The following is a 24,546-nucleotide window of genomic DNA, read 5'->3' as shown; positions in this document are numbered from 1 at the left end:
TAGGGGGAAGATATTGATAATAAAGGATAGACATGGAACAAGTTATTCAGCTGGTCATATTTTTGGGGTTAACAGCATTAGTCGGCCTAATCACTTATCTGAAGTGCCGTAAAATAGTGCGAGACAGCAGCGACAGCAAAGACTACTTTCTTGCTGGCGGCGGCTTAAGCTGGTTTGTCGTTGCAGGTTCACTCATGATGACCAATATCAGTGCCGAGCAGATTGTGGGCATGAATGGCGCCCAAACCCTATTGATTGCCTGGTGGGAAATCTCCGCAGCAATTGGCTTAATCATTCTCGCTAAGTGGCTGATCCCCATCTACTACAAGTACAATTGCACCACTACAACTGAGTTACTTGAGCGTAAATACAATGACAAAGGGATCCGCGCAATGGTCTCAGTGCTGTTTATGCTTGGCTATGCCTTTATCTTGCTTCCTGTAGTGCTTTATACCGGCTCACTGTTTATGAAGTCAATGTTTGGTTTATCCATTTCAGTCATCGCTCTAGCCATTATTTTTGCCATTGTGGGTGCCATCTATGCCATTTTCGGCGGACTACGCGCGATTGCGATATCCGATAGTTTAAATGGCATTGGCTTGATACTCATGGGCATTGTGGTGTCTTATCTAGCATTAAACGCCGTCAACTGGGATCTCTCTGGTGTGCCCATTGAGCGACTGACACTGATCGGTGATGACCAATCTGATATTCCATGGCACACCTTGCTGACCGGCATGATCTTCATTCAAATATTCTACTGGGGCACCAATATGGTGATCACCCAACGAGCGTTAGCGGCAAAGTCTGTCGAAGAAGCACAAAAAGGCCTCTATGCCGCAGTAGTGATGAAACTGATCATTCCAATTATCGTCGTGTTACCCGGCATTGTGGCTTACAAACTATACGGAGACATAGGTGATGTGGCCTACGGTAGATTAGTCGGCGATATACTACCAAGTTGGATGTCTGGCGCATTTGCCGCCGTAATGGCAGGTGCGGTATTGAGTTCATTCAATTCATGTTTGAACTCAGCAGCCGCATTGTATACCTGTGACATCCACCAAAATTATATCAACCCAAACGCTAATGTGAAAAAGATTGGGACTCGGGTTGCTCTCGTCTTTACCCTAATATCGGTGGCATTGGTGCCTGTATTTGCAGAATCGAAGAGCATTATCTCTTTGCTGCAACAGCTTAATGGCTTGTACTCCATGCCAGTGTTGGCAGCATTTATTTGTGCGCTGGTGTTTAAGAATGTCAGTGCCAAGGCGATTAAAGTCGGTTTAGTATTTGGGGTATTAGTTTATGCAGTGTTTACCTTTATTTGGAGCCCATTCCACTTTATCCACATGATGGCCATCACTCTCGTTGCCACTATTTCAATGACACTGTTTTTAAGTCGATTTGTGTTCTCAGCGCAAGCAGACATCACTCCGCTGACGGCTAACTCATAGCCAAAAAGAATCGCAGGGTCTGTGCATTACAGCCCTATTAAACACATAATATAAAGGATTAGTGAGATGTTTGATCGTGATGACCACCCCCACAGACGTTTTAACCCGCTAACCGAGCAGTGGGTGTTGGTTTCCCCACATCGAGCAAAACGTCCTTGGCAAGGGCAAAGGGAGTCAACAAGGGTAACGACCACCAGCAAATACAATGCTGAATGTTACCTTTGCCCTGGCAACAAAAGAATGAGTGGCGAGCGAAATCCAGAATATAGTTCACCGTTTGTATTTGCTAACGATTTCCCGGCACTCACATCAGACACGCCGCCCGCACAGCAAGATGATCCACTTTTTGCGTTGCAATCTGTTACTGGCACCAGCCGGGTTATCTGCTTCTCTGCCGATCATAGCCACACCCTACCTAAGCTTTCTATTGCACAACTTAGCGCTGTATTCGAATGCCTCGCCAAAGAAGTCAGCGAGCTAGGTAAACACTATCCTTGGGTGCAAGTGTTCGAAAACAAAGGGGCGGCAATGGGGTGCTCCAACCCACATCCCCACGGCCAAATATGGGCCGTCAGCGAGTTGCCTAATGAGGCTGTAACCGAGACCCGTACACAATTGGCATATTATCAACGTCATCAACGCAAAATGTTGTTTGACTATGCCAGTAAAGAAATAGCCAACACCGAGCGAGTCGTCATAAACAATGATGACTGGCTAGTGGTGGTGCCTTGGTGGGCGACTTGGCCATTTGAAACCCTGATTTTACCGCGCTTTGAAGTCGCTCACTTAGACAAACTTACGACCAGCCAGCAAGTTTCATTAGCGACCATAATCAAGTCATTAATGACACGATACGACAACTTGTTTAACACCAGTTTCCCCTATTCTATGGGCTGGCATGGAGCCCCGTTTGACCAGCAACCTCACCTGGAGTGGCAATTGCATGGGCATGTGTATCCCCCTCTACTGCGCAGTGCCGATGTAAAGAAATTTATGGTGGGTTACGAGATGCTAGCTGAAAGCCAGCGAGACTTAACAGCTGAACAAGCCGCAAGCCTACTACGAGCTCAGTCTGAAGTTCACTATGAAAATCAATAAAAAACTCAGTTACATATCAGGTAAAGTCGTGATATAAAGCTGATGAAGTGTAAATAAACATTACAGCTCACGGACAGAGTAACCCAGTAAACGGTTTATTCACTTTCATTAGCAAACGACTTTACGCCGCCACTAAACAGTTAGGTACAAACCGCTTGTTAAACATTAAACGATTATTAATAAGCTAAAGCAGATATCGCTTTCAACAGAATGACAACTTTCGGAAAAGTAAACCATGTCCAATCCAGCTCAACGAGCCAATAAACTTTTTGTACAAACATTCGGCACCCTAGCTGATACGCTCTATTTTGCTCCCGGAAGAGTCAATTTAATAGGCGAACATACCGACTACAATGACGGTTTTGTGTTGCCAGCAGCGATAAACTTTCACACCATCATTGCCATAAAGCGTCGTGAAGACAGCCAGTTTCGCGCAGTTTCTGATGCCTTTCCTGGCGAGATGAAAGAATGGACCTTCGGTGAAGAAGGTAACAAACCAGAGTCACCAGAATGGGCTGATTACCTTAAAGGCTTTAGCTCGGCTATGGCGATATCAGGCCTCGCAACCAAAGGTATGGACTTAGCGATAGTCAGTAACGTGCCTCTCGGTGCAGGCCTCTCCTCTTCTGCCGCGCTAGAGATTGCTTTTGGGACAGCGATTAATGATGTAAACCAAATACAACTGTCACCTCTGGCGATTGCCCAACTGGCTCAGCGCGGTGAAAATCACTACGTGGGTTGTGCATGCGGTATTATGGATCAAATGATCAGTGCGCTGGGTCAGCAAGATCACGCATTATTAATAGACTGCCTTGATCTCGATAGCGAGGCTGTCAGTATCCCCGAAAACTTAAGCCTGATTATTATCAACTCTAATGTTAAACGGGGTCTGGTTGAGTCTGAATACAACCTGCGCCGCGAACAATGTGAACAAGTTGCTGAGCACTTCCAACTAGACTCGCTGCGTCACCTTGAACTCGCCGACCTTGAAGCGGCAAAAGACCAGCTCAGTGATGTACATTATCGACGTGCTAAACATGTCATTACCGAGAACCGTCGTACTCAAAATGCCGCATGGGCACTGGAGTCGGGCAACATTTCGCAGCTAAGCACATTAATGGCCGAGTCACATATCTCTATGCGTGATGATTTTGAAATCACCGTACCTGAAATTGATTTTCTGGTTGAGATAGTATCGAGTGTCATCGCCGAAAGAGGGGGGGTACGGATGACTGGCGGCGGTTTTGGTGGCTGTGTCGTCGCCTTAGTCGATCATGAATTGACCGATGCTGTCGTCGAAATCGTTGAACAACAATATTTGGAAAAAACAGGCATAGAAGCCACTATCTACTTATGTTCCGCATCGGATGGTGCCAAACGGCTCGATAACTAGCTCGACAATAAGCACAGTAATCAGGCACTAACAGCTGGCGAGATGAATACGTATTCATCTCGCTAAATCAACATATTAACCGCAACATAGCACGCTGTAATACTTCGCTTTTAACAAGGATAAACCATGGTACGCTTTCGCCCTCTAGCCCCTTGGAACGATCCTCGCGGTGACCAAGTTGAACGGATTATCATTGACAACGGCATCCTCGCGTTAGAGGTTCTGAGCTTAGGCGGGATCATTCGATCATTGTGGACCCCAGACCGAGATGGCGAGCGTGGCAATATCGTTTTAGGTTGTGACTCGGTCAGTGACTATTTAGCCCAAGATGCACATCTAGGCGCTATTGCTGGCCGTTATGCCAACCGCATTGCCCACGGTAAATTCTCAGCAGATGGTCAGCAATATCAACTTGATATCAATCAAGCCAGCAATTGTCTACATGGCGGTAAAGAGGGGTTTAATCGTAAGCACTGGCATTTAGGTCAACTGCCAGATGGGGTTCGCTTAAGCTTGGTGAGCCCCGATGGCGACATGGGTTTTCCCGGCAAGTGCACTGTTCAATTAGACTATCGCCTTGTGGGAAAGAACCTTTACATAGAGATGCTGGCAAGTACCGACAAAACCTGTCCAATAAGCCTCACGCAGCATAGTTACTTTAACTTAGACGGTAGCAACAGCAGTTTACAACACGCTCTGCAAGTAGACTCAAACCAGTATCTGGCGATGAACGATGTTGGTGTACCCACTCAAATTTGTGAAACCGTCAATAGTGCCCTCGATCTGCATCAAGCCACACAGTTACAGTCGTTTATAGGTGCAGAAGAGTTTACTGCCACATCAGGGATTGATCATTGTTACTTATTACCCCAAACCGAACCACAACTGCAAAGATTTGGTCGTTTGAGTTCGGTAATAAGTGGCCGTGGTATGACGCTCTACACTAACCAACCGAGTGTTCAGGTCTACGGCGCTAACTTTTTGCAGGGTACGATAGGAAAAAACCAACAGCGGTTATCGCAATATCAAGCCGTATGTTTAGAACCTCAACAAATACCGGATGCACCTAACCAACCCGAAATAGCAGGTGACGGCTTAACGAGACCAGGCAAAATTTATCATCATATCAGCCGCTATCAGTTTGATAACGAAGCTTAAAAAAATAGCGCTAAAGCGCTGTTTCTCGTTAGACTAACGATGTTAGTCATCCAAATCATCATTTGACCAACCACGATCAAAATCATCGTCATTAGTTGATTCTGTCTCTAACTCTGCTTCTGGCTCAATAATGGGTTCAGGTTTTGGTTTTTTAGTCACGCTTGCCTTAGGATTATTCGCTTCTACCCAGCCTGAATGCTTCTCCATAAATGCTTCTCGAGCAACATTCCACGCCGCTCCGTAATGTTCTTCCGCGGTTGCCAAGGCCGCAGCCGATAGCTCATGCAAATGAGGTTTAACAATCCCTTCCTCATACTCAATAATAGCGTCACGCGTCGTGTTATAAAAGTAGACTCTACCCGCCGGAGCCTCGGGGAATTGTGTGTCATAAATGACCACGGTATTACCACGTGAGGTGATCAGTTCACCGTACCAAACTGGTTTTTTTGACGAATTATACATCGATGCCAATGCCCTTGAATCAACACATACCCAAAAAATATAAAGTAAATATTGCTTTCATTTACTTAAGTTTACTCAATGACATACCACTGAGGTGTTAGCCTTATGTTTGCCGTTTACTGTCTCTATTTCAGTAGTACAACTTATAGGTTTATCATCAATAATTTGAAAAACATTTCATGCTTTTTATTGCTATTATCGAATTTAGTTCAAAGCCGTCGTTATTCAAGTTTTTATCAGAGAATAAATTGTAATAATGCGATATAAAATACAAACCACCTTTATATCAATAACTTAACTTAAACTAAAAAGTGATACATTTAAGTTAATCTGGAGAGCATAGTGCTCTGATAACATGACAGAATGATGTTAGGCGGGAAACCTGTCACTAAATTCAACCTCAGTGTGAAACGCTTGACACCCCTCTCAAGCAGAGCATCTAGCACGATGTAAATTAGATCTCGTTAATTTACCAGCGTCTTAAACTTTTATTTGCTAAACTGCAAAATAATTTCTCATACAAAAGTGCTACAGATATTATTTTGAAGCTTAAATTATTAATCATTTTGTGTTTGAGCTTTCCAGTCCAAGCAGAGCAGATTGTTATCGCGTCAGATATCTGGTGTCCCTATATCTGTGCAAACAATTCGGGTTATTTTGTCGAACTCACTCAGCAAGCATTTTTAACGGTGGGAGTTACGGCTAAGTTTGAGACTATTCCATTTAAAAGAGCCTTACGACTCGCGCAAAGGGATAAAATTCATGCCGTGCTGGCAATCAACCAAGAGTCTATTAAACGCTGTAAATTACAAACTTCCAATATAGTATTAGGCCAGAATACCAATGACTTTTACGTGCATGCTTCCAATAGCTGGCAATATTCAACATTGACCGACCTTGAGGACAAAGCGGTCGCCAGTATTTTAGGATATAACTATGGTGACGAATTAAATCAATATCTAGAACAAAGTCCTCTCAGCTTTTATGCCTCTGGTGAATCACCATTCAAAACCAACTTAAACCTGCTCATAAAAGATCGCGTCGATGTGTTGCTGGGAAACCGCTATGTGGTAGAACACACTGCACAAGTATTTGGCTACTCGGAGGATATTAAGTTTGCTGGTAGTGACGGGAATTCTACGTCTCTCTATGTTGGCTTTAGTCATAAAGATCTTGAAAAAAATTACCAACATAAGTTTGCCGAAGGGATAGAAAATATCAAGCAGTCTGGCCAATATCAGGCCATTTTGAAGAAATACCATATCGAGCCTTGGTAACCTCGCAACTCCATATGCTCATAAAAAAGTCGAACCGTTAGACCCTATTTTTCTATTAAAATTATAATTTAATGACTTTTTCACCCATGCATTGGATCAATTCAGTGTGGGTCACATCATCTGGTGCTTTACCGTTAAGCAAGTTATGTTCGCTATCACATTGACCACTACCAAGTGCGAGTAATAGCCGCTGATGTTATTGAAGGCATGCTGGGTTTCGCAAATATCAACACAAAAACCTGAAGTTGTTCGAGGTGAGTTCTTTATTTTAAATAACGACTCACTCATCGCTAAAGTTAACAGCAATAAAAAAAGCGGCCCGGAGACCGCCAAAAGACAAGTTAACTAATAATTAGTTAGAAAGTCGCAACGATAGGTTCTGAACACAAGCTACTGCTGGCTTCACAAACCTTGTACTCAACTGATGCAGCAGCATCGCTGAAACGATCGCGGTAACGACCGTCATTTGCAGTTGTCGCAATGGCATTGCCATCACGATAAATCACCACTGACTCACCAGATGCGCCACCCCATGTTAAGTCAACTAATGCACTGCCACGACGAGATAACTTAGCTCTTGCCACTCCAGCAGTAATGCTATGCTCAAACACTTCGACACTCATGGTCGCAGAATCACTGTTGCCTTCTGCATCTATAACAGTCATCGATACAGTGTAAGTACCTGCTGTATCATAGGTATGAACAGGGCTCATCTCTATTGACGTTCCAGCATCACCAAAGTCCCAGCTATAGCTGACAATATCGTCATTCATATCTGAGCTTGCGTTTGCAAAGGTGACATCTAAACCATCAATGGCATAACTAAAGCCTGCCACTGGTGCCTGCGGCGCTGCATCACCAACACCTGAGATCACCATTCCCCAGCTATTTAAGGTACCAGTATCGGATCCAACGTTATCATTAACCGCTAATGTCCACGTACCTGTCGCCATTTCTCCATTAAAAGCACTTAAGTCCCAGCTCTTAACGATGTCATCCGCACTACCACCTTCACGGTTATGCAACACGGCTTCGGTTCCCATTGGTGAAGTTAATGTCACGGCTAAATCACCAATCCAAGAGTGAGAAATATCAACGTCTGCATTCACCCCAAAGACTTGAACATCATCAGTAATAACAATCGTGCTCACCAAACCTGCAAGGTCATTATCTGGAATGGCTACTGACTCATCATTTGCGTAAGTGAAGTCCTGAATACCTTGTGGTAATACCGTCAGTGATACAGCTTTACTCTTCACTGTACTGCCATCGTCACCCGATACTGTAATGGTGTAATCTCCCCATAACGCATCAGCAGCCGTGGCAATATCAACGGTAAAGCTATCACCAGTCACTACGCTGTCGCTTGAAAGTGACACTCCCGCCAAAGCCGGACTCACATCAACAGTCAACGCAACGGTGCCATCCCAACCTGCTACACTGCCCACACTAAAGTCAAAGCTTGCAGCACTGCCAGCTTCAACAGTTTGTGCCGTAGGAGAAACACTAAAGCGATAGCTTGGTTCTGGGTCGGCAAGATCAAGCGCATTTGCTACGTTTAATCGTGTTCCTGCAACTGTTTTCCCCGTCAATCCTGCATTCACATCGCCAGAATCCATTAGTAGCTGCTTCATCTCTAACGGGGTCAGGTCAGGATTAATAGACCAAACTAATGCCGCTGCTCCCGTCATATGAGGGGTAGCCATCGAAGTACCAGAATAAGTCGAATAGGTATTACCTGGTGTTGTAGATAAAATAGCGGAACCAGGCGCTCCCATATCGACACTCGTCAAACCCCATTGTGAAAAGCCTGACATATTGTCATTTCGATCAGTACTGGCAATTGACATCACAACATCAGAATCATAGCTGGATGGATAATGCGGGCTAGCATCGTTATCGACAGCATCGTTACCCGCTGCAGCAAAGAACAATATCCCTGCATCACCGGCAGCTTCAATAGAGTCTTTTACTGCTTGGCTAAATCCACCACCTCCCCACGAGTTGTTTGTCGCTTTAATATCAACCCCATGGTTTAACTTAAGATCTGTCATATAGTCGATACATGCTATGGCATTTGCTGTAGAACCTGAGCCACTAGCATCAAGGAACTGACACCCTATAATGCTGACATCCCAGTTCACACCAACAACACCAACACCGTTGTTACCCTTCGCTCCGATAGTACCTGATACGTGAGTACCATGACCGTTACCATCCATGGGATCACCACTGTTGTTAACAGCACTAAAACCATGAATATCATCGACAACACCATTACCATCATCATCAATACCATTACCGGCTATTTCATTAGGGTTAGTCCACATATTAGCTTGTAAATCAGGGTGGTTATAATCAACACCCGTATCAATAACACCCACGACAATATTGGTATCACCGGTCGTGATGTCCCAAGCTTCTACTGCATCAATATCGGCATCAGTAGTTCCGCCATCTTGCCCTGCATTATTAAGCCCCCAAAGTGAAACAAAATCAGGATCATCAGGCGTGCCAATCGCTTTTAGTACATAGTTTGGTTCTGCATACTTTACCGCTGGATGGCGACTAATCATTTTGATTGCTTTCGCAACATCTGAGCCTGAGCGCAGTGAGAGACGAGCCAATTTTCCGCCAAGTAAGTTTGAAAAACGATCGTCTACGCCATCGGCATTGATATCACGAACTGAGCCTCGTACTAATCGCTGTGCTGAAGCACGTTCGCTCATCGTAGTGTTATCTTTATAAACAACAATGAGTGAGTCTTTCACTATTTCATGCTGTGCAGGCCCCTTTGCATAAACAGGTGCCGATGATACGGCAATAATGCCTGCGATTGCCGAAGCAAGTGGTGTCAGTTTCTTAAACATATAACAGTCTTCCTATTAATCCTTTAAATTTCCCCGAACCGGTACTGCAAATGCTCTGAGTGCCATCCATAGCCACATAAAATACTGACCGCTGAAAACACTTTGCGCATATCCGGAAATTGTTAACGTAGGGATTGTTGCCATAGCCACTCTGTTTTTAAAAGAGCCCCCCAACCCTTTAACACTTAATTACTAATCCCATGGCATTAGTAATCTCTTCCGCATTCGTAAAATAATTAAATAAACACTATATTTTTCAACAGAAAATTACCGAAATTAACAAATTTCAATGTCGGTAGCTTACGTTGAATAAATAGACCTTTTTCTGATTGCTGCAAAAATTCAGCACTGTAGCTTGAGTCACTTATCTGGCGAGAGCTGTCATATACAGTCCCTTACCAGCAAGCCGTAAAGCAGGATTAGTAACTTAAACATTAAGTTTTCTACTGCCTATTTACACCAATACCAAGGGGCGTTAAGTGTCAGTTTTTAAAACGATTGGACTCACCATTGCGCTATTGCTGCACTCAGTGCCGACAAGCGCTACTGAACTCAACAATCAAAGCACCGAGCTACCAATAACACTACAAACACTGCTTGAAAGTACTGGCCGAGAAAATGTTATTAACCTCGTTCAATTAGGTGTTCTAAACCATGCAAATCTGAGTCAATCAGGCGCTGGTAATGGAGCAAACTTAATCCAAATGGGTAGCAACAACCACGCTGACATTATCCAGTATGGTCAAGATAATGAAGTTGAACTTTTACAAGCTGGAGCTGATAACCGAGCTAACATCACCCAAATTGGTAATGATAATTTAGTGCAGATTAATCAGTTAGGAAGTGCCAGTTTTTCGATTGAACAGATTGCAGACGGCGCAGCAATCACAATTACTCAATACTAAACAGGGAGCATCTAATGAGATCGCAAACAAAAAAAACCATGATTGCACTAGCGATTACCGCAAGTTTTAGCCTTAGCAGTAATGCATTTGCCGACACATCAAACACGGCCACAATTACACAAACTACCGTTACCGCTGGCAGTGTTGTGGGTCAAGACGCCACTGTGATCCAAACAGGTGACTTACATATCGCAGACGTCAACCAACAAGGTGACAATCAATCTGCAATCGTGATCCAGAATGGAGTTTGGATAGAAGCTTATGTTGACTCCAAGGGTAACGGCAACACTGTTGACGTCGACCAGGCTGATGATTGGCATATAAGTACCACTAATATTGATGGCAACGACAACAAAGCAACGGTCATGCAGCTCGACTTCTTTAACGAAAGCACCACTGATATCACTGGCAACGGCAACACGAGCGACGTGATGCAAGACGGTGCTCAAAATGAGGCGGTTGTTGAGCTCTTAGGTGATGAAAACACGAGTGTTGTGAACCAAGAGGGTAGCAGTAACTTTGGTGTTTTTAGAGTTGAAGGCAATGGTAACGATGGTGACATCACTCAAATGGGCGATAACAACGTTGCCGGTTTAGTGTCGTTAGACATTACGCCAAACGTTGGTAATAACAATGATGTTGAAGTCTACCAAGAGGGTAATGGTAACTTAGGGGCTGTGAAAGGTGTGGCCGGTGACGACAATAATTTTGTAGTCTCTCAAGAAGGTGATAACAACACAGGTTTTGTATATTCGCTGGTTGGTTCAGAAAATGAGATTGAGATTGACCAAGTTGGTAATAGCAATACGGCATACTTTGCCTTTACCGCTGGTGATGACAATGACATTGAAGTGAATCAAGACGGTAACACTAACACGATTGGTGATTCCTTAACTGCTGAAATTCAAGGTAGTGATAATGTCTTGCGTGTAGACCAAGATGGCAATAATAATGGAGCTGAATTTCAGATCCTAGGAGATGAAAATAACATCTCTTTAGATCAAGAAGGCGAAACTAACTTTGCTACATTCGCCGCCTATGGCGATGATAACGACATCAGTATCATCTCCGATGGTGACAATAACACCGCTGTTGCCTTTACAACTCTGGATGACAACCAAATTGAGATCTCACAAGAAGGCGATGACAACTACAGTTATGCTGACGTGACAGGTTTTGGTAACGAAGTCGATATCGAACAAGATGGCAACGAAAACGAAGCCTTAGTAACAGTGGTCGGTTTTGACAATACTGACGTTGAGATGACTCAAGATGGTGATATTAACCTCATTGATTTGATTATTGTTGGCGATGAAAATAGCGCGTTAATAGCTCAAACTGGCGACGGCAACTGGGTCGGTGGCGAATCTGAAGAAGCGTTCCGAGTTGATGGCGTAAACAATAGCCTAACGATTGCACAAGTAGGTAATGATAACTTCGTAAGTGGTTCTCAAACCGGTGCCAATAATGCGATTTCAGTCAGCCAAACTGGTGACTTTAACAGTGCGACAGTAATGCAAAACTAAATTATTCATCCATTAAAAAGGGAGCTTAGGCTCCCTTTTTTTATACTTGTTATATTAAGAACATAACTCAAATTGGCTTTGATAGGTTTGCGCCCAACGCAATAACTCAACTCGATTACGCGACTGGGTCTTTCTAAATATTGAAGATATATGTGCTTTGACTGTGTGTTCACTTATACATAGTTGATGTGCAATTTCTTTGTTTCGTGCACCACTGGACACTAACTGAATGACGGTTCTTTCTCGGTTGGTCAGCATTTGTAGCATAGCTATTGTATCTTGATCTTGAGCCACCTCGTTATTGCTATCTAAACGTTTCATCAAATGACTAAACATTTCACTCAGTAAACCCCGTTCATACCAAAGCTCATTCGCGACCATTTTTTTAAGCCCTGTCAATAACAGGTCCATGCCTTGATCGGCATATAAAAGGCCTTTTATTCCTAGCAGTAGTGCTGCTTTAGGATCTAAAGAATCCCGTTCTACCTGATACAATGCAATTGGGAACTGCGACACTAGTCGAGCAGCGACGATTGGAATGCCTTTGCTATCTAACGCCGTACCTTTTTGGGCTACCATATAAAAGCGATTACAGTCTTTTGCAACAACTAGGTCAGAAGGCTTTTTGATTACCCTGGTTTTAATACCAATAGAATCCGCTAATATGGCCAAGTGGCAAGGCGCGGCAACTTGGTGGATGAAGACTAGTTCATCTATTTTACTCATTGAGCTCTCTCCCTGAAATGAAATCATCTAATGCTATAGATGAACCACCCATACTTGTCCTTATGAATGAATGCTCTTTATACTCTAGGTCACCCAAGAGGATTTAACATTAATACAACAATTCAGTATTAATAGCTATATAAAAAGACCCTTACAACTGAAAACACCATACAAATACAACTAAACCATACTTACGACTAAACTGCTTCATATCAATAGTTTAACGACATAAAACGCAAAAGATAGCGGTAAAATAAATTTTACCGCTATTGAAAAAACCAAATAAGGAAACACTTTATGAATTGGCTGGAGTAAGCTCTTTAGCGGCTAATGTAGCTGAATTCCAATAACCCATTTCAAGTCCTTTTTCTACCAATTCAGATACCGCTAACTCAATAGCTTGCAAGACACAAAACTGTACGGGTTCATTGGTTGTAAAGCCAATTTCAGCTTCAGCGAGTCTATTTAGGCTCGTAAATCGAATCAGTCCTGCTCGCATTTCCTGAGAAAACACCCGCTTAGTGGTTGATACCGACATCATTACTTTACCCGTATGAACATCGACAGCACGAAGATAGATCGTCACTTGGTCTTCCCTATACATCTCGGATGCACCAATACCATAGTACTCAACTCCCGACCCACCTGTACTGATATTTGTTTCGTAGCTTATAATGCCGCCTTCTAACAACAACCTGGCATTGGTCAGTTGTGGCACATCTTCTTTTTTGGATTTATTAGGTTGTTTCTTGGTGATTTTTCGTTCGGTTAACAGGTTTTGTAACCCTTCTCGTTCCACTGGGGTAAACCACTTAGAGTCCAATAATGTTTGCACCAACATTGATGTCGCTCCCTGCGTTACCGCAGTAGAAAAAGAACTCACGTTTTGCTGTGGTTTATATTGCCCGGTTTGATCCCTAAAGGAATATACCGCGACAGGAATTGGGTACTTTGGGCCTGGTTTTGCCACTAATTGTCGCATCGTTTCACTGGTTGGATTGAGCTGTGCTTCACTGATATTCAACTCAGGCTTGGGAATAAGGCTACAAGCGGATAAGCTGCCGAGTAACAATAGGCTAATTAATAATTTCATCCGTTATCCTCCGTAAGAAGGCATTTCAATCACGGTTACCTCACCTGTCAGTAGATTAGTAATCGTTAACATCACACCACCACCTATTGAGGCAACTTCAATCCTAAAGTCTCCAGTATCATAAGTACCATCTGTAATTTCCCCACTGGCAACGCCACGAGTAATGGTATTCATGATGTTTCGCTCTAATGACTCTTTAAAGCGAGTGACAAAATCTTTTTCAGCATTTTCTGCAGTATGGTCATTCTGTGCATTGGCTTTATTCAGCAGGTAGGAGCCATTTAATGCTGAACCGCCGAAACTAGGGTTAATCGGGGTATAAACTAATTCGGTGGCTTGAAGAGGGCTTGCTACGAATAAAGTAGCGAGAATTAACATCCTGTTATTCATTGTAATTATCCTAATATCCGTCAGCATTATCAGCAAACTCAGCTGTAATTGCATTTGCTCTAACCTGAGCCAAATAATCAATTGTTAGTAAAATGGCTTGTTCTGCTCGTTCCTTTATCGGGCTAGCTCTGCGTCCAAAGTGAGTTCTGTAAATGGTAACGCCATTAACTTCTAAGCGAAGTAACGTACCAGCCTGAGGGAAAACAGTTTCATAAAGCGTGACATTAAAACCCTGAGTAAACGGCAGATCACGCCAATAACTTGCGTAATAAAAGCCAAAGTCCTTACCAAAGCGAGTTAATGTGCGGTCAATCATGAGACCACTGATTTCAATGTCACTATCTTCAGCCATCGATGGCATCGCGCTACTAATAATCAATAGCAATATCAGTAATATTCCTCGCATATTCAGCACAATCCTTGTTGAATAATCTGCAACCGACTCACCGCTAATTTGATTTGATTCAAATTGAGAACTAGCTGCTCTGCGTCATTTTGTTACCCTAACAGCAATTGGTGATAGTTAATGTCTCAAACAGAACGAATTACCCGTCAAAATGAAGAACCAACACAAAGGAGTAGTACTTTTAGGTAGGGTGTCGATATTAAAACAAGGGGGGGTGAAGTAATAAAAAAACCAGCACTTATAATAGGTTAGTTGTATTTTAGATACCTATCTTGACACTTTTAATTTATATATGTCTTAGAACGGCAGTTCATGGTAAAAATCAAAATCAGCAACGGAGTGAATGAACCCTAGCGATATAGAGACCAAAACAGCACCACAGTAACTCTAAATTTACACTTACCAAAAAACGTCAATTAACCAGTTGTATGAGTACGGAAATATTCTTAATTTTTATTATCCTGCGCATAAATTGACAGGTTTTATGAAAGCTAATCAGATTTGTTTGTTAAAAGTTTAACTAATAGTGAAGATGATGCATTTACTTGGCTATAAGCGCCTCTAAAGCAAAATAGTAGAAGCTACCCTCATATAGACGGTGTGGTTTTTTTACCTGAAAAAGAGGCTGTTGTTTTCATTGAGGCAAGAAGGATCAATGACCCGTCAAAGAAACTTATGAGATCTATAGTGACGTAAAACGGTTACTTGAATCAGACAACAGAAATCACATACTAAAGTCAGTATATAAAGTTATTAGCATTAAAAAACAATATATTGTGTATTTGGCTGATGTCTGGCTATAGGCTCCGCGTAGAGAGTCTATCCCTTTCTGGTGGTGCTCATACCCCGTTTAACATGACATTAGTCTAAGTCAGTTTCCATATCGGTCAATGTTTTTTGCAAATATCAGTAACTCATTATTGTTAATCAATGGCTTAACCTGTACCCGTTGTCGTTTTTACCACTTTTTGTACTTAGACCTAGAATACTAAAGAGAATTAAAAAATCTAAATCAAATATAGGCTTAATAGATTTTAACAATTCACTCAATCGATAAAGATCGCTTCTTTTAATCTCTATTTACGTTCTACACTGATTGCAGGCAGAAAGAGCGTGTGTTGTAGATAATGAGAATCCCAATGGATCTAACAAGAAAAAGCTGTTTAGTACTATCGATGAGTCTGGCATTTAGTGTCCAAGCTGAAACCTTAACCCGTGACAATGGTGCCCCTGTAGGTGATAACCAAAACTCAATCACTGCAGGCAGTAACGGCAGCGTGCTTTTACAGGACGTTCAGTTGATTCAAAAACTACAACGTTTCGCTCGTGAACGTATTCCTGAGCGTGTTGTTCACGCCAGAGGTACTGGTGTGCATGGTGAGTTTGTTGCCAGCGATGACCTTAGTGGACTAACGCAAGCAGCACTTTTTTCTGAAAAAGGAAAAGTAACGCCAGTATTTGTTCGCTTTTCAACGGTTATCCATTCAAAAGGTTCACCGGAAACGTTACGTGATCCTCGTGGATTCGCGACACGCTTCTATTCAGAGCAAGGTAATTGGGATCTCGTAGGTAATAACCTGCCTGTGTTCTTCATCCGTGATGCCATTAAGTTTCCTGACATGGTGCATTCACTAAAGCCGTCACCTATTACGAATATCCAAGACCCTAATCGTTACTTTGATTTCTTCAGCCATGAAGGCACTGCCACCAACATGTTGACCTGGCTTTACACCAATTTAGGCACGCCATCGAGCTACCGTAAAATGGATGGCTGGGGCGTACATGCCTATAAGTTTATTAATGATGATAACCAAGTTAAATACGTCAAGTTTCACTGGAAGAGTCAGCAAGGTGTTGAAGGACTCAGAGCAGCAGAAGTCACGCAGATGCAAGGTAAAAACTTCAACCACCTAACCGACGATCTGTATAGCGAGATTGGTAAAGGCAATTTTCCTAAATGGGATCTAAAAGTCAAAGTATTAAGCCCAGAAGATCTCAGTAAGTTTGATTACAACCCGCTTGATCCAACGAAAATGTGGCTTGATGTGCCTGAAACAACCGTAGGCACAATGACCTTAGACCGTGTTCCGGGTAACTTCTTCCAAGAAACCGAACAGGCCGCGTTTGCTCCTTCCAACTTAATCCCAGGTATCGAGCCATCGGAAGACAAATTGCTGCAAGGGCGTATCTTCTCCTATGCCGATACACAGCTGTATCGTTTAGGCGCCAACTTATCACAGCTGCCGATTAACCAAACACGAGTGAAAGTTGCGAATCACAACCAAGATGGTGCATTGAACTACGGCTACACCACGAGTGACATTAACTATCAGCCAAGTAGTCATTTAGCACTCGCTGAAGATAACCGTTACCGCTCAGTTAATACGCCAGTCTCTGGCACCGTGCAGCAAAAAGTCATTGGTAAGCAAGATAACTTTACTCAAGCAGGGATCTTTTATCGCAGCCTAAGCAAGCAAGATAAGAGTGATTTGATCACCAACTTATCTGGCGACCTTGGTCAAGTAAGAGACAGTAATGTTAAGCATCAGATGTTGAGCTACTTCTACCTCGCTGACCAAGATTTTGGTAAGCGACTCACTAAGGCCGTTAATGGTGATTTAAACGAAGTGAAGCAAAGAGTAAAACATCAGAGAAGCCTAATGTAACAAGCAATCGATATTTAATACTAAAGGGCAAGTATTAATACCAATCAGTATAGGAAGTAGCCAGTAAGCCCCGCAAGACGTAATTTTGCTCTTTTCTGCCCTGTTTAGAGTGCGTCTTGCGGGCAACCGGAAATCACCAAATAAATATTCAATACCAATGACCGACATCTTTTAATCGAGGGCCAGTTCAATGTTTAGCTCACTGTCACTGAAATCAATGTTTTTTTTACTCTGTGCTAACTTAGGCGCGAGTATTATCACCTCAGCGCTTTATGTCTCTTATTCACTCGCTGCACCACTTGCAGCCGAGCACGCTCACAAAGAAAAGCCTGCTGAGCAGGCTATCGAGAAACAGACTCAGTTACTCATGGATTATTACTTTGCCGCTGCCAGAACTGGCGATGTTGAGGTGTTAACTCACTTTATCGAAGCTGGGTTTCCTGTTGATCAACGCAATGGCCAAAGCTATACCGCGCTGATGGTCTCTGCCTATAACGGTCAAGAGTTGGCAACAGCGGCATTACTCGAACAGGGTGCCAATGCCTGCCTGCAGGATAAGCGGGGAAATACTGCGATAATGGGCGCTGTGATCAAAGCAGAGTTTTCAATCATGAAGCAGCTTTACAGCCAGGAGTGTGACGCTGAAATGACCAACAAATCTGGCATGTCACTTGAAGACTTTGCCACCTTCTGGGGCCAAAGTGACAAACTAAGAGATGCTGCTTCTGTCTCAAACTGAGGTATCGGCGCTATAATTTGAGGGTACGGGGTCTCACAGGTGCAATTAGGCTGCTAAAAAATTAAATTGTTCCCATGGTGTCATCTTTTCAGTGGTGTCCATTTACCCTTGCTTAATCATGGAGCAAAGCTCAACGCCTGCCAATGTTGATCTGGCCCTTGCCCAAGACTTCCAATCCAAACATTCATGTATTTTGCCTTTCACTTTTCGATGACTTTGCTCGACAATATTATTCAAATATTTAACCGCCAATACCTCGATCATCAACTGCATATGTCCAGATAACCAAAGACGAATATTGACAGTACCTAATGCCGCGGCATTGGCACCACTTTTATCAATGACCACCTTTCAGGTAAGCCGGGCTAGTTGATGGCTTTATTGAAAAATTCCCGGGTGCTGGCTCATCACGAGTTCCACTCAAATAAAAATCAATAATAACGCCGTACTTGTTCACGGTTCGATAATAGTAAACCCACCGACCTTTTACTTTTATGTAGGTGTCGTCCATTCGCTACGAGCCAGAGACTCGACACTTTCTGTTCCTGAATATACCTTCGAGTTTCGGCGCATATTTGATAACCCAACGGTTCAGGTTTGAGTGGTCAAGATGGATATTTCGCTTAGCGAACATCTCCTCAATTCCACGGTAACTTAGTTTGTAGGCCAGATAATAGCGACCTCCATACATGATGATACCTGATAAGTTGTTACTTATTTGTTGTGACTGTACAAGCATTTATTAGACAATATTTTTTGAAACTCATTCAATCCACATGCTATTTATCAAAATATTTTAATTGCTATGCTAAGTCTCTAACAAACTATGAGTGTAAACATAACATGAAATTAACCCGCCTATCTTGTTCCAATAGTATCCTTTTGGTTACTGTTATTTTGGCCGCCAGCATTAATAATGTTATGGCTGATAACAGTACCAAGAGTTTTAATTTAAAAAGCAGCTTGAGTAATAATTCAACTATTCCGCCTAAGTATTATTGGAACCAATTTGGCTGTTCGGGCGAAAATCTCGCTCCAAGTTTAACTTGGCAAAATGCGCCAGCTGGCACCAAAAGCTTTGCCGTCACCTTTTATGACAAAGATGCACCGACAGGCAGTGGTTTTTGGCATCGGGTGGTGTATGACATTCCAGCACAAGTATCCACGCTTCCTGGTGGCGTAGACGGTGGAGAATTACCCAGTAGTGCCGTTGAAGCGAATACCGATTTGGGTAAGCCTGGCTTTATTGGACCTTGCCCGCCGGAGGGGCGTCAACACCACTATGTGTGGACTGTCCATGCTTTGGATGTGGCGCAGTTACCTATAGACAAGGGCGCAACGCCTGCTTTGGTGGGATTTTATCTTTGGCAGCATAGGCTAGCCGATGCAAGCTTAACCTTGTTAGCTGGCCCACGTTAAGGAGAATAAAGATGATAAAATTTTCCGATTTAATGGTATCCCCTATACGATCAAAAACATTGGTGTTATTGATAACCAGCCTGTTGAGCTGTCACACATTGGCAGTAACAAGGACAGCGCCGCTGGCAAAAATGGAAGTTTTTGCCGAACTAGATGGGGCCGTAGGCGGCATTACCTTCACATCGACTGACAGATTGATTTTCAGTTATCACCCTTTTTATCAACCTAAGACTAAGGTTGCTGAGCTTTTAGCTGATGGCAGCAGAAAGCCATTTCCCAATTCAGATTGGCAACAATGCCATGACCTACAGGGTACAGCCAAAGATCCTGATACTTGCCTTAATTGGGTTTTGGGTTTGCGAACTGATGATCAAGATAGAGTCTGGCTATTGGACTCTGGTCAGCAGACACCACGCATTGAACCTAAATTAGTAGCGTGGGATACCAAGAAAAATCAATTAGACCGCATTATTCACTTGCCAGCGCCGGTCTCGCTTGCAGAATCACAGCATAATGACTTTGTTATTTCATCAAGGCATCAAACAATAGTGATTGCCGATGAAGGCATTGCCACCGGCCCCATAGGTGATAAGGCCGCATTGGTAGTCGTAGACTTAAACACTGGTATTAGCCGTCGCCTACTACAGGGGGATAACAGTGTAATGCCTGATTTGCAACGGCCACTTATTATCGACAAGGACTCAAAAAACCGTAAGCAGATTGAAGTCTATGTGGGTGCCGATGGTATTGCTTTAGATAAAACACAAACATGGCTCTACTTTGCCCCCATGAATAAAGACAAAATCTACCGCGTGCAAATGACGGATTTAATCGATCCTTCGCTTACACCTGCGGCACTCTCAGCCAAAGTGGAGACCTATGCCAACAAACCTAATAACGGCGGCTTAAGTATCGATGAAGCCAATAATTTGTACCTGACGGAAGTGGGTGAACGAACCATTGGAGTGATACCCGCTGAGTCTCGTCAGTACCGTACTTATGTGCATGATGAACGTATGGTGTGGCCCGACGGCGTGAGTTATGGCAAGCAAGGTTATTTGTACTCAGGCGCCGCACAATTACCGCTCTCAGCGCCTTTCAATAATGGCAAAGCTGAAAACAGTCCACCTTATTACATTTTCCGTTTCAAGCCTTTGGCTGCGGGCGTTCGCGGGAATTAATCTTATCGGCTTACGCCAAGTACTGAGCTTAATTGAATTTACTCACGTAATTCGTTTGAGTTGAAACCGTTTGGCTCCGCACTTGGCAATGCTGAGTCAATACTGCCAGAGGATAACAATATGAACATAATTGGATTAGACCACTTTACTATCAGAACCCCAAAACTGGTTGAGACGCTTGCATTTTATCAAGTCATTCTGGACTTGAAACTAGGTTGGCGGCCACAGTTTGGTTTTCCTGGCCATTGGCTCTATGCCTCGGATAAACCCATCTTGCATTTAGTGGCTGCGGGCGATCAAGCGCTACAGGTTTATTTAGGGGAGAGTAGCAACCTCTATGGTTCTGGGCGTGTTGATCATTTGTCGTTTCGCGGCACAGATTTACACCAGATGCAGCAACATTTATGTCAGCAAGGGATGACTTTTCAGGAACGAATCGTGCCCGAAATTGGTGAACATCAGTTGTTCCTCGAAGATCCGAATGGCATCAAAGTAGAGGTGATTTTTCCCTATGCAAAGCACAACACCATCGTAGGCATTGCGATGGACAGACTCACCATTTTAGATACTAAGGAGATTGAGCATGCCAAAGATTGATTCTTTTAGGCGACAATTATTACAAACGCTGGGCCTGGGAAGCTTGGCATCTTTAGGGTTATTTCACCGAGGCGCAATGGGCATGAGTTCACAGAATGAGAGTACAAGCCTGAATAGCAAAAGTGCACAGGGTGAGCAGGTTATTCGCATGGGAGTGACGGACTTGAGTTTCCACCGCGTTACCGCGGCTGTAGTGGCTCAGGTAATAAGAGTTATGGGTAAAGAGGTACAACGAAGCTATGCACTGCATGAGGCTAATTTTGATCGGCTAGGTGAAGGCAAAGTGGATATGGTTTGTTCTGCATGGCTACCTCATAGCCATGGGATTTATCGACAACACGTTGAAGAGCGAGTACCTACGCAGCAACTCGGGCTGCATTATGAGCCCTATGCGCTCTGGGGTGTGCCCGACTATGTGCCTGCAGAATTAGTGTCGAGCATTGAGGATTTACTCAAACCTGAAGTCCAGCAACGTATTCGGCCGACAATTCAAGGGATTGGTGAAGGCGCGGGAATTACACGCTTTTCTAAAAATATCATGGTGCAATATGGATTAACTGCGGCGGGTTATCAATTTAAAACTGGCACTCAGGCTGATTGTGTCGCGGCCTTTGAATCTGCAGCAGCGGTGAATGATTGGGTGATTGTTCCTCTGTGGCACCCTCAGTTTTTACATCACCAATACCGTATTCGTGAGCTTCAGGATCCAAGAGGTTTGCTCGGTGGTAAAGATAAAGCAGTGTTGCTTGCCCGTAAGGTGGAGCTAACGCGTAATTTCTCGCCGGAACAAATTAAGGTACTCGATAATATAGTAATGTCGAATCAAATTGTTGCAGAGCTCGATTATGCGGTTAATCGACAAGGGATGACAGAAGATGAGGCTGCAGCGAACTGGCTGATGACCAATCCTCAGCATTTGACAACTTGGTTAGCACCGCTCCTTGATCCAACGAAGACCTTGTCACACCAGGCGACATCATGATGATCACTCCTGAATCGCGGTTAATGACCGCAGGGGTTACATTACCTCAAGTCGCTAGGGGACTTGGGAATTACGAGCCCTATTCAATCGTCGGCAACCAGTTAATGACCTCGGGGCAGTTTCCCTATTTAAAGGGCGTGCTTCAGTATCAAGGACAATTGGGAGCAGATCATACCGTGAGTGAGGGATATGCTGCATGTCGTCTTGCAACTCTCAATGCCATTGCGCAATTAAAACAGGCTTGTGGTGAGCTTACGCGGATAAAACAAATTTACCGTTTGGAGGGTGTGTTGAATGTCCATGAATCTTGCTTTGAGCATCCAAAAGCGCTTGATGGAGCTTCGGATCTTCTACTTGAAATATTTGGTGAAGCTGGGCGTCACAGCCGTATGATTTGGACAAATCCTGTTATGCCGCTTAACAGTTTGTGTTTAGTATATTTATTTGCCGAACTCTATCCTGATGACGAGCAAAAGTAATAAACGGTGTCTTAAGTCCAAGAGCGGAGTTTACCTCATTTGATGAGGCTAATAAGGCAATCGGGCGTTACATAACCACTCCTTTTCTGACACGATTTTTAACCGCTAGTCTAATATAGGACATATTTAGACAAACGAAAGTGTCAGAAAAAGAAAAACCCAGTCATTAGACTGGGTTTAAATGTATTTTACAGCTTATTCTTACATTACTGTAATTACAGGGATCTAAAATGGGATATCGTCATCCCAACCATCATCCAAATCTGGAGTCACGTTTTGCTGTGGCTGTGGAGCAGGACGCTGCTGAGGTGCAGCTGGTGCAGCTTGAGGCTTAGGTGCATAACCACCTTGCTGTGGCGCTTGGTAACCGCCTTGTGCTGGTGCTTGTTGCTGTTGTGGTTGCTGGTAACCGCCTTGTGCAGGAGCTTCCTGAGGCTTAGGTGCATAACCACCTTGCTGAGGAGCTGCTTGCTGTGGCTTAGGTGCATAACCACCCTGTTGAGGTGCTTGCTGTTGTGGCTGCTGGTATCCGCCTTGTGCTGGTGCACCAGGAGCTTGACCTTGACCACGACCGCCTAACATTTGCATTTGACCGCCTTGATCGACAACCACTTCAGTGCTGTAACGATCTTGACCACTTTGGTCTTTCCACTTACGCGTCTGTAGCTTGCCTTCAAGATACACTTGAGAGCCTTTACGTAAGTATTCACCCGTGATTTCGGCCAATTTGCCAAACATCACTACGCGGTGCCATTCTGTGCGCTCTTGCTTTTGACCTTGTGGGTCTTTCCAAGATTCACTTGTCGCCACGGTAATGTTGGCTACGGCATTGCCGTTCGGCATGTAACGAACTTCAGGATCTTGTCCTAAATTACCCACCAAAATTACTTTATTGACACCACGACTGGCCATTGAAATCTCCTGCTAAATTTATAAATTTTTACTAATCGACAGAGCGTAACACAGCTCTCGCTTCTCTCAAATCGAAATGCTCATCTACTTTTAAATAAGCGACTTTCGACACAAAGTGAGTTGACTATAAACGATGAAGATAAGAAGTAACTAAATGGCGAATTTTAAACAGGTTAAGGAACTTAAACTCTGTCATTAGCAGCTACTTCCCTCAAGATTATCAAATAATATCGACTAAATATCATAGACCACAAAATGATCTGCTTTAGATCTCCTATCACTCAGAGAAAGCTAATGAGTACAGCAGACAGTAAAAAGCCCGAGTCATAACACTCAGGCTTGTAGATATTACCAATTTAAGTTTGGCTATCAACGTTTACAGTCCTTTTGATCTTTGAGTGCAAATGGGTTCTCTATACATAGATTATGAGCCTGCTGCATATATTCACGCTGCACCGCCTCTTTCTGACAATGCCACCTGACACTCAAAGTCAGTACTAGCACAAGCTATCTCTGCATTAGCAGAGCTGGCCAGTACAAAACTAAGCATGATGACTGGCAATCCAATAGCAAGTGCATTTGCAATTTTAGATTTACGTTGACTATGAAGTGGTAACTTCGGCAGTAAAACTGAGCGCGAAGCAATTGCTTTATAATTAACAGAGTATCCTGTTGATTCCATGATGTTCTCTTAATTCGGTTTAACGTTATAAAAAGATGGTAAGTTATTGGTGGCAACTCATTAAAGTGACTCTCGATGCTTTCCCTTGTATAGAATTTAGAGCATCGAGGTACCATTAACTAAGAGCT

At 43.4% G+C, this 24,546-nt stretch carries 22 protein-coding genes and 1 pseudogene; 14 read left to right on the top strand and 9 right to left on the bottom strand.

What is annotated here, in order from left to right:
* Positions 1-32 precede the first annotated feature (32 nt).
* The 4 genes from CXF86_RS16690 to CXF86_RS16675 all read left to right on the top strand — a co-directional run bounded on the left by CXF86_RS16690 (position 33) and on the right by CXF86_RS16675 (position 5,106).
* A complete protein-coding gene (locus tag CXF86_RS16690; RefSeq protein ID WP_101092428.1) occupies positions 33-1,457 on the top strand; it encodes a solute:sodium symporter family transporter in 1,425 nt (474 codons plus the stop codon).
* 66 nt (positions 1,458-1,523) lie between these two features.
* The gene (locus CXF86_RS16685; RefSeq protein WP_102039566.1) at positions 1,524-2,555 is read left to right on the top strand and encodes a UDP-glucose--hexose-1-phosphate uridylyltransferase; all 1,032 of its coding nucleotides are present in this window, start codon (positions 1,524-1,526) and stop codon (positions 2,553-2,555) included.
* Positions 2,556-2,790: 235 nt separating this feature from the next.
* Positions 2,791-3,948, top strand: a complete 1,158-nt coding sequence (gene galK / locus CXF86_RS16680; RefSeq protein WP_101092432.1) for a galactokinase — start codon at positions 2,791-2,793, stop codon at positions 3,946-3,948.
* A 126-nt stretch (positions 3,949-4,074) separates the two neighbouring features.
* Positions 4,075-5,106 carry an aldose epimerase family protein gene (locus tag CXF86_RS16675; RefSeq protein WP_102039565.1) on the top strand — a complete coding sequence of 344 codons (1,032 nt, stop codon included), beginning with the start codon at positions 4,075-4,077 and terminating at the stop codon, positions 5,104-5,106.
* A 42-nt stretch (positions 5,107-5,148) separates the two neighbouring features.
* On the opposite strand, the gene CXF86_RS16670 is transcribed toward CXF86_RS16675, so the two are convergent.
* Positions 5,149-5,568 (bottom strand): hypothetical protein, encoded by a 420-nt coding sequence (locus CXF86_RS16670; protein ID WP_102039564.1) that lies wholly within the window; start codon positions 5,566-5,568, stop codon positions 5,149-5,151.
* Between the two features lie 542 nt (positions 5,569-6,110).
* On the opposite strand from CXF86_RS16670, the gene CXF86_RS16665 reads away from it, so the two are divergent.
* Positions 6,111-6,845: a substrate-binding periplasmic protein gene (locus tag CXF86_RS16665; RefSeq protein WP_157822935.1), complete on the top strand. Its 735-nt coding sequence runs from the start codon at positions 6,111-6,113 to the stop codon at positions 6,843-6,845.
* A 356-nt stretch (positions 6,846-7,201) separates the two neighbouring features.
* Here CXF86_RS16665 and CXF86_RS16660 read toward each other — a convergent pair whose 3' ends face one another.
* A complete protein-coding gene (locus tag CXF86_RS16660; RefSeq protein ID WP_102039563.1) occupies positions 7,202-9,715 on the bottom strand; it encodes a S8 family serine peptidase in 2,514 nt (837 codons plus the stop codon).
* Between the two features lie 479 nt (positions 9,716-10,194).
* Here CXF86_RS16660 and CXF86_RS16655 point away from each other — a divergent pair, with 479 nt between their 5' ends.
* Entirely contained in the window at positions 10,195-10,620 is a 426-nt protein-coding gene (locus CXF86_RS16655) for a curlin (protein ID WP_101092442.1), read from the top strand.
* Positions 10,621-10,634: 14 nt separating this feature from the next.
* Positions 10,635-12,146, top strand: coding sequence for a curlin (locus CXF86_RS16650; protein ID WP_101092444.1), 1,512 nt, complete (start codon positions 10,635-10,637; stop codon positions 12,144-12,146).
* A 54-nt stretch (positions 12,147-12,200) separates the two neighbouring features.
* Here CXF86_RS16650 and CXF86_RS16645 read toward each other — a convergent pair whose 3' ends face one another.
* The 4 genes from CXF86_RS16645 to CXF86_RS16630 form a co-directional block, all read right to left on the bottom strand.
* A complete protein-coding gene (locus CXF86_RS16645; protein ID WP_101092445.1) occupies positions 12,201-12,872 on the bottom strand; it encodes a helix-turn-helix transcriptional regulator in 672 nt (223 codons plus the stop codon).
* Between the two features lie 295 nt (positions 12,873-13,167).
* Positions 13,168-13,965, bottom strand: coding sequence for a CsgG/HfaB family protein (locus CXF86_RS16640; RefSeq protein ID WP_101092447.1), 798 nt, complete (start codon positions 13,963-13,965; stop codon positions 13,168-13,170).
* A gap of 3 nt (positions 13,966-13,968) precedes the next feature.
* Positions 13,969-14,355: a curli assembly protein CsgF gene (locus tag CXF86_RS16635; RefSeq protein WP_101092449.1), complete on the bottom strand. Its 387-nt coding sequence runs from the start codon at positions 14,353-14,355 to the stop codon at positions 13,969-13,971.
* 10 nt (positions 14,356-14,365) lie between these two features.
* Positions 14,366-14,716, bottom strand: a complete 351-nt coding sequence (locus CXF86_RS16630) for a curli production assembly/transport protein CsgE (RefSeq protein ID WP_232775057.1) — start codon at positions 14,714-14,716, stop codon at positions 14,366-14,368.
* A 1,184-nt stretch (positions 14,717-15,900) separates the two neighbouring features.
* Between CXF86_RS16630 and CXF86_RS16625 the strand changes: the two genes are divergently transcribed.
* Complete coding sequence (locus CXF86_RS16625) at positions 15,901-17,427, top strand: catalase KatE1 (protein ID WP_102039561.1); 1,527 nt, start codon at positions 15,901-15,903, stop codon at positions 17,425-17,427.
* 190 nt (positions 17,428-17,617) lie between these two features.
* A complete protein-coding gene (locus CXF86_RS16620) occupies positions 17,618-18,166 on the top strand; it encodes an ankyrin repeat domain-containing protein (RefSeq protein WP_102039560.1) in 549 nt (182 codons plus the stop codon).
* Between the two features lie 102 nt (positions 18,167-18,268).
* Here the strand turns inward: CXF86_RS16620 and CXF86_RS16615 are convergent.
* Positions 18,269-18,884, bottom strand: a pseudogene (locus CXF86_RS16615) (IS6 family transposase).
* A gap of 245 nt (positions 18,885-19,129) precedes the next feature.
* Between CXF86_RS16615 and CXF86_RS16610 the strand changes: the two are divergent.
* The 5 genes from CXF86_RS16610 (at position 19,130) to CXF86_RS16590 (ending at position 22,824) form a co-directional block, all read left to right on the top strand.
* Entirely contained in the window at positions 19,130-19,585 is a 456-nt protein-coding gene (locus CXF86_RS16610) for a YbhB/YbcL family Raf kinase inhibitor-like protein (RefSeq protein WP_257982838.1), read from the top strand.
* An 11-nt stretch (positions 19,586-19,596) separates the two neighbouring features.
* Positions 19,597-20,766 (top strand): major royal jelly family protein, encoded by a 1,170-nt coding sequence (locus tag CXF86_RS16605; RefSeq protein ID WP_257985401.1) that lies wholly within the window; start codon positions 19,597-19,599, stop codon positions 20,764-20,766.
* A 120-nt stretch (positions 20,767-20,886) separates the two neighbouring features.
* Complete coding sequence (locus tag CXF86_RS16600) at positions 20,887-21,363, top strand: VOC family protein (protein WP_101092459.1); 477 nt, start codon at positions 20,887-20,889, stop codon at positions 21,361-21,363.
* Positions 21,350-22,345 carry a glycine betaine ABC transporter substrate-binding protein gene (locus CXF86_RS16595; protein WP_257985400.1) on the top strand — a complete coding sequence of 332 codons (996 nt, stop codon included), beginning with the start codon at positions 21,350-21,352 and terminating at the stop codon, positions 22,343-22,345. The genes CXF86_RS16600 and CXF86_RS16595 overlap by 14 nt, the downstream gene beginning before the upstream one ends.
* Complete coding sequence (locus tag CXF86_RS16590; RefSeq protein ID WP_102039559.1) at positions 22,342-22,824, top strand: Atu1372/SO_1960 family protein; 483 nt, start codon at positions 22,342-22,344, stop codon at positions 22,822-22,824. The genes CXF86_RS16595 and CXF86_RS16590 overlap by 4 nt, the downstream gene beginning before the upstream one ends.
* Positions 22,825-23,049: 225 nt before the next feature.
* Here the strand turns inward: CXF86_RS16590 and ssb are convergent, their stop codons facing one another.
* Together ssb and CXF86_RS16580 are read right to left on the bottom strand one after the other, a co-directional pair.
* Entirely contained in the window at positions 23,050-23,736 is a 687-nt protein-coding gene (ssb, locus tag CXF86_RS16585) for a single-stranded DNA-binding protein (protein ID WP_101092463.1), read from the bottom strand.
* Positions 23,737-24,181: 445 nt separating this feature from the next.
* Positions 24,182-24,418, bottom strand: coding sequence for a hypothetical protein (locus CXF86_RS16580; RefSeq protein WP_102039558.1), 237 nt, complete (start codon positions 24,416-24,418; stop codon positions 24,182-24,184).
* Between the last annotated feature and the right edge of the window lie 128 nt (positions 24,419-24,546).

It is taken from the genome of Shewanella sp. GutCb (genome assembly GCF_002836135.1).
Lineage (GTDB): Bacteria > Pseudomonadota > Gammaproteobacteria > Enterobacterales > Shewanellaceae > Shewanella.
Note: the sequence above shows the minus strand (reverse complement) of the source record. Positions and strands in the feature narration are given on the sequence as shown.